We start from the raw sequence: 4,421 nt of genomic DNA, 5'->3' as shown, positions 1-4,421 counted from the left end.
CCATCGGTAGGGATTGAGCCGGGATCGATCGCGAAAAACCCCAGGGAAGCGAAGAATTTCAGCTGCGCGGCGAGGCCAAGGCGCGTCAGGGCCGGCTTCGAATTTACAAAATCAATATCGGCAAAGCTCAGGCTCCATCGTCCGATCAAATCCCCGCCCGGAATACTCCGATCCATCAACCCACTCCCTATGATGGAGCGAACTGTCCTCTTCTATGATTTCCATCGTCAATACCGAATGCCACGTTCCCAAAACGTTCTCCGACTTGGCCAAAATCGCAGCTTGGGGCCGACTGGGCCATGTTGAGGCTCAGACGGCGACGGCGCACCGCCTTGCTGGCGTCGGGCCCAGTTCGTGATGCCAGAAGGGTCGGCACGACGCCGCTGGCACGAGCCTGTCCCAACGGCCGTGGTTCAAACCGCAGCACGGTCGCTGGTGCCGCGGCATCGGTCCTTCGGGCGCCACGCCCCATCATACCCATGCCGCCCATCATCGAGCTGTTGGTATCAGCCGCCGTCACCAGCGAGGCGGACCTACCGTCCGTGAAGTCCACGAGAAGCTCGGCACGTTGGCCCGGCGCCAAGGTTATGGCTTCCAATGCCACTGCGTGTTCGAGCAGCCCCCCTTCGGTTCCGATCCAGTGAAAGCTCCGCCGATCGGAAAACGACAGCTCATAAATCCGCGCGTTCGATGCGTTGACGAGCCGCAGGCGAACCAACCGATTTGGCACCGCCGCCAGCGGATTCACCGCGCCGTTCACAAGGATCGTGTCGCCGCGCCGGCCCTGCATGGCGACCATCATGCCGCCTGGCATGACAAGGCGACCATTTTCGAACTGGCGATCCTGGATGAGCAGGGGCAGATCGTCCACGCCATATTCTGACGGGAGCCCCAGGCCCTGCTCTTCGTCGTCGGTTACCAGCAACGCCCCAGCCAGGCCCGAATAGACTTGCTCGGCCGTCAACCCATGGACGTGTGAGTGATAAAGGAGGGTCGCTGCGGGCTGCCGGATCGGGAGCGTGGGCCGCCAGGTCGCGCCCGGCGCGATGATCTGATGGGGGCCGCCATCCAGCTCTCCGGGGATCAGAAGCCCGTGCCAATGCACAGTCGTGTCCGCGTTGAGCCCGTTGGTCACGACAGCCGCCACGTCGTCGCCACGGCGCACCCTGATCGTCGGTCCGAGATAGCTGCCATTATACCCGAGCGTGTCACTCGGCCGGCCTGGATAAAATGAAGTCGTTCCGGACTGGACCCGTAGCGCGAATGAGCGGCCAGGCCGTGCGTCCAACAGCGGCGGCATCGGAAGCGGGTTTGCACCTCCCCCGCCGAGGCCCGGCGTGGAGCGCGAGCAAGCGGTGGTTGTGGACCTATCGGCGTTCTCGAAAATCGGCATACTAATCAATATGTTGCAACAAGACACGGTGGGAGTGGAGCCGTTAATAGGGGTATGTAATTCGCCTCGACTAGTCGAAAATTCGGTGTGCCCGTGCCGATCCCGCAAGGGACCGGACCTACACGCTGATGCATGACTTTCATGACTCATCGCCACTGCAACAACAAGGGCTGACCTCCGATGAGCCTGCGGACCGCAGTCGTCAGGTTTCTGAGGCCAGCCCCCATCTCAATTAGTGTCGGCCTCAGATTGATCTGTGGCGGCAGACGCGAACGATACAGGCCGATAGCGCAGACCCGGATGCGATCACGCGCGCCGTGAGCGAGGCCGTCTCGGCGCTCGGTGGTCTTGATATTCTCGTCAATAGCGCGGCGATCGGCCATTCCGGTCTGATCGCCGACCTCGATGTGGCCGAGTATCAGAAGCTGATGGACGTCAACGTGCGAGCACCAGTGCTATTCGCGAAGGCCGCCATTCCGCATCTCTCCGCTGGGGGGCGCATAATCTCGATTGGGTCGGGGCTCGGCGAACGCGTCCCATTTCCGGGCGTAACGGCCTATGCGATGTCCAAGGCCGCGCTTACGTCCTTCACTCGCGGGTTGTCACGTGAACTCGGGCCGCAGGGCATCACCGTGAACCTCGTGCAGCCCGGATCTGTGGATACTGACGCGAACCCCGCAGACGGCCCGGCGGCAGATTTCCAACGGAGTTTGACGTCTCTGGGCCGCTTCGCCAAGCCGAGTGAAATCGCGAATGCGGTCGTGTTTCTATCAAGTCCCGCGGCGAGTGTAATTACAGGCGCCACCTTGACCGCCGACGCGGGCGCGATCGCCTGACAGCGGGCGCTCGGTAGCGGTTGGGCGCGAAATCGGCGTCAGGGGATCAGCACGATACGGCCGAGGACCTTGTTGTCCTCGGCATACCGATGGGCGGCCCCTGCCTCGGCGAGCGGAAACCTTCTGTCGATTGGCACGGTGAGACTGCCTTTCGCAACGTCGGCGAGCATCATGTCGATGGTTTGGCGCACCGCTGCACGTGACAGGACGGTTCCCATGAATACGCCGATGACCGTTTGATTTCGCTGCACCGCTGGCCAAAAATCCACTGTCAGAGCCCCGCCGCCGGCATTGCCCACGGACACCAAGACTCCTTCGTCGCGGAGCGCGGCGAGGGATGTCGCCAAGGTGGAACCTACCGGATCGACGATGAGGTCAACGCCTCGGCCGCCGGTGAGGTCACGGACCACGTCCACGACCGATTCGACGTTATGGTCGATTACACGCGATGCACCGAGCTCGATGACGCTGCGGACGCGATCCTCACCGCTAGCGACGGCGATTACGGTCGCGCCGGCCTGGCGGGCGAGCTGTACTGCCGCGACCCCGACACCCCCCGCTGCACCTTGGATGAGGACGGAGCTTCCGCTTGAGAGCCGCCCTCTCGCGAACAGGCAATGATGGGCAGTTCCGAAGCCGATCGGGATCGCCGCGGCTTCTGCTACGCCTGCGCCTGCGGGCAGCAGCCAAGTCTGATCTGTCGGAACTGCGCGGAGTTGGGCGTGGGATCCATCCAAGCCCCATGAGGTAACTCGGTCGCCGGGCTTGCGGTCCGTGACCGCGTCACCGATCGCCACCACCGTGCCCGCTGCGGCATAGCCGACGACATATGCGGGGTGCCCCGGCGGCGAACTGCGACGGTTGATCAGGTCTCCGCCCTCAACGGATATCGCCTCGACCTGGATCAGGACATCCCGCGAACGAATTTTGGGGTCGGGCACGTCCGTGTAGCGAAGGACTTCCGGTGGACCGTTATGATCGTAGACAGCCGCTTTCATCGTCGTTCCTTTCGATGCGCGACGGACCGAGGCGGTTGCGTAGGAATTGCTGGGACCGGAACGCAAATTTATCTGCATGTGGCACTGCCGATCACGATCCGGTAGCATCGGCGAACGTGCATCTGTGTTGCATAATCAGGAGCGCTGCCGCCGACATCAATCGCCATCGGTGGAGTTAGGTGCTTCCTCAGCGTGCGCAGCTGCTGTCATCAGTGTTCCCCTATCGGCGACGGAGTTTTCAGGACGCGGGACTACCGAGACGGTGTTGGCAACGCCAAACTCCGGCACAAAACGCGGCCGTCCGAAGCGGATATTGGCATGGGGGAGTGATGTTTGCCGAATATGATCTTGGATCTGCGAAATCTGCGCTGCGCGATCGCGGCGGCGGAAACTGGCAGTTTCGATGAGCGAGAGAGATGCTGGCATTGTCCCAATCGTCACTCAGCCGACGCATTCAGCATCTTGAGCACCGATTAGGCGTTCCCCTGTTCAAGCGAAGTCGAATTGGTGTTTCGCCCACAACGGCAGGCGCTGCCTTCTTGGAACGGGCAATGGCCGGCGCCCAGCAATTAGATCTCGCCGCTCGTTACGCAGTTGCTGTCGACAGTGGGGAGGCGGGGCAAGTCCGCATCGGAGTTACATCATCGCGCACCGGCGGGTTGTTTGGTGATGTGCTGCGTCAGTTTAAAGCTCTATTTCCATCGGTGAACATCACCCTCACGGAAGATACGACGAGTAGGACAAGCCATAACGTGGCCATGGGAACGCTCGACGTCGCCTTCGCTGATGATGCCGAACGAAAAGGTATCGATAATCACGTCCGTGGGTCCAGGTCCATCACGAGCGCAATGGTCCGCGCATTTTGCTGATCCATAGGTCCGTTCCTCGACCTGCGTGTGCAGCGAACGCACCAGCCCCTCGTTGATCGGCGTGCCCTCGAACCGGAACGCATCGATATCCTTCACGACCGGCAGCCGGGCGGCCGCCATCCGGTATCGGATCGAGGCAGCATGGCGATGTGTTGCTTCCGCGCGCAGAAGGTCGGTCAGTATCTCCATCGTGGTGCGCTGGCGCTGAAGGCCGGTGGTGACCGCATCGTCGAACGCGCCCGCCATGCCCTTGAGCCCAAGCCCGCGCATCGCCTCGATCATGTCATGCCGCTGCATCGAAGGTCCTCAGCTGGTCGTAACGGGC

Annotated in this window: 5 protein-coding genes and 1 pseudogene; 2 read left to right on the top strand and 4 right to left on the bottom strand. The window is 62.0% G+C overall.

Features of this window, described 5'->3' with window-relative positions; all coding sequences use genetic code 11:
- Nucleotides 1-187: 187 nt before the first annotated feature.
- Nucleotides 188-1,300, bottom strand: coding sequence for a multicopper oxidase family protein (locus HJG53_RS18125; protein ID WP_249340930.1), 1,113 nt, complete (start codon nucleotides 1,298-1,300; stop codon nucleotides 188-190).
- A gap of 341 nt (nucleotides 1,301-1,641) precedes the next feature.
- On the opposite strand from HJG53_RS18125, the gene HJG53_RS18120 reads away from it, so the two are divergent.
- A complete protein-coding gene (locus HJG53_RS18120; protein WP_082734528.1) occupies nucleotides 1,642-2,229 on the top strand; it encodes an SDR family NAD(P)-dependent oxidoreductase in 588 nt (195 codons plus the stop codon).
- Nucleotides 2,230-2,267: 38 nt separating this feature from the next.
- On the opposite strand, the gene HJG53_RS18115 is transcribed toward HJG53_RS18120, so the two are convergent.
- Together HJG53_RS18115 and HJG53_RS18110 are read right to left on the bottom strand one after the other, a co-directional pair.
- Nucleotides 2,268-3,227, bottom strand: coding sequence for a zinc-binding alcohol dehydrogenase family protein (locus tag HJG53_RS18115; RefSeq protein ID WP_030540911.1), 960 nt, complete (start codon nucleotides 3,225-3,227; stop codon nucleotides 2,268-2,270).
- 156 nt (nucleotides 3,228-3,383) lie between these two features.
- Nucleotides 3,384-3,653, bottom strand: a complete 270-nt coding sequence (locus HJG53_RS18110; protein WP_125723807.1) for a hypothetical protein — start codon at nucleotides 3,651-3,653, stop codon at nucleotides 3,384-3,386.
- Between HJG53_RS18110 and HJG53_RS19255 the strand changes: the two genes are divergently transcribed.
- On the top strand, nucleotides 3,644-4,096 hold the full coding sequence (locus HJG53_RS19255) for a LysR family transcriptional regulator (RefSeq protein WP_080993748.1): 453 nt from the start codon (nucleotides 3,644-3,646) through the stop codon (nucleotides 4,094-4,096). The genes HJG53_RS18110 and HJG53_RS19255 overlap by 10 nt on opposite strands.
- Nucleotides 4,097-4,120: 24 nt before the next feature.
- On the opposite strand, the pseudogene HJG53_RS18100 reads toward HJG53_RS19255, so the two are convergent.
- Nucleotides 4,121-4,393: pseudogene (locus HJG53_RS18100) on the bottom strand (ATP-binding protein); the annotation flags it as partial.
- Nucleotides 4,394-4,421 lie beyond the last annotated feature (28 nt).

Origin of the sequence: Sphingomonas sp. ID1715 (assembly GCF_013044515.1) — a bacterium.
Classification (GTDB): domain Bacteria; phylum Pseudomonadota; class Alphaproteobacteria; order Sphingomonadales; family Sphingomonadaceae; genus Sphingomonas_B.
This window is presented reverse-complemented; position numbering and strand designations above follow the sequence as displayed.

What these genes read in the sequence shown, in the direction of transcription:
- HJG53_RS18110 (WP_125723807.1), bottom strand. Translation starts at nt 3,653, where the DNA reads ATGCCAGCATCTCTCTCGCTCATCGAAACTGCCAGTTTCCGCCGCCGC.
- HJG53_RS18125 (WP_249340930.1), bottom strand. Translation starts at nt 1,300, where the DNA reads ATGCCGCCGCTGTTGGACGCACGGCCTGGCCGCTCATTCGCGCTACGG.
- HJG53_RS18115 (WP_030540911.1), bottom strand. Translation starts at nt 3,227, where the DNA reads ATGAAAGCGGCTGTCTACGATCATAACGGTCCACCGGAAGTCCTTCGC.
- HJG53_RS19255 (WP_080993748.1), top strand. Translation starts at nt 3,644, where the DNA reads ATGCTGGCATTGTCCCAATCGTCACTCAGCCGACGCATTCAGCATCTT.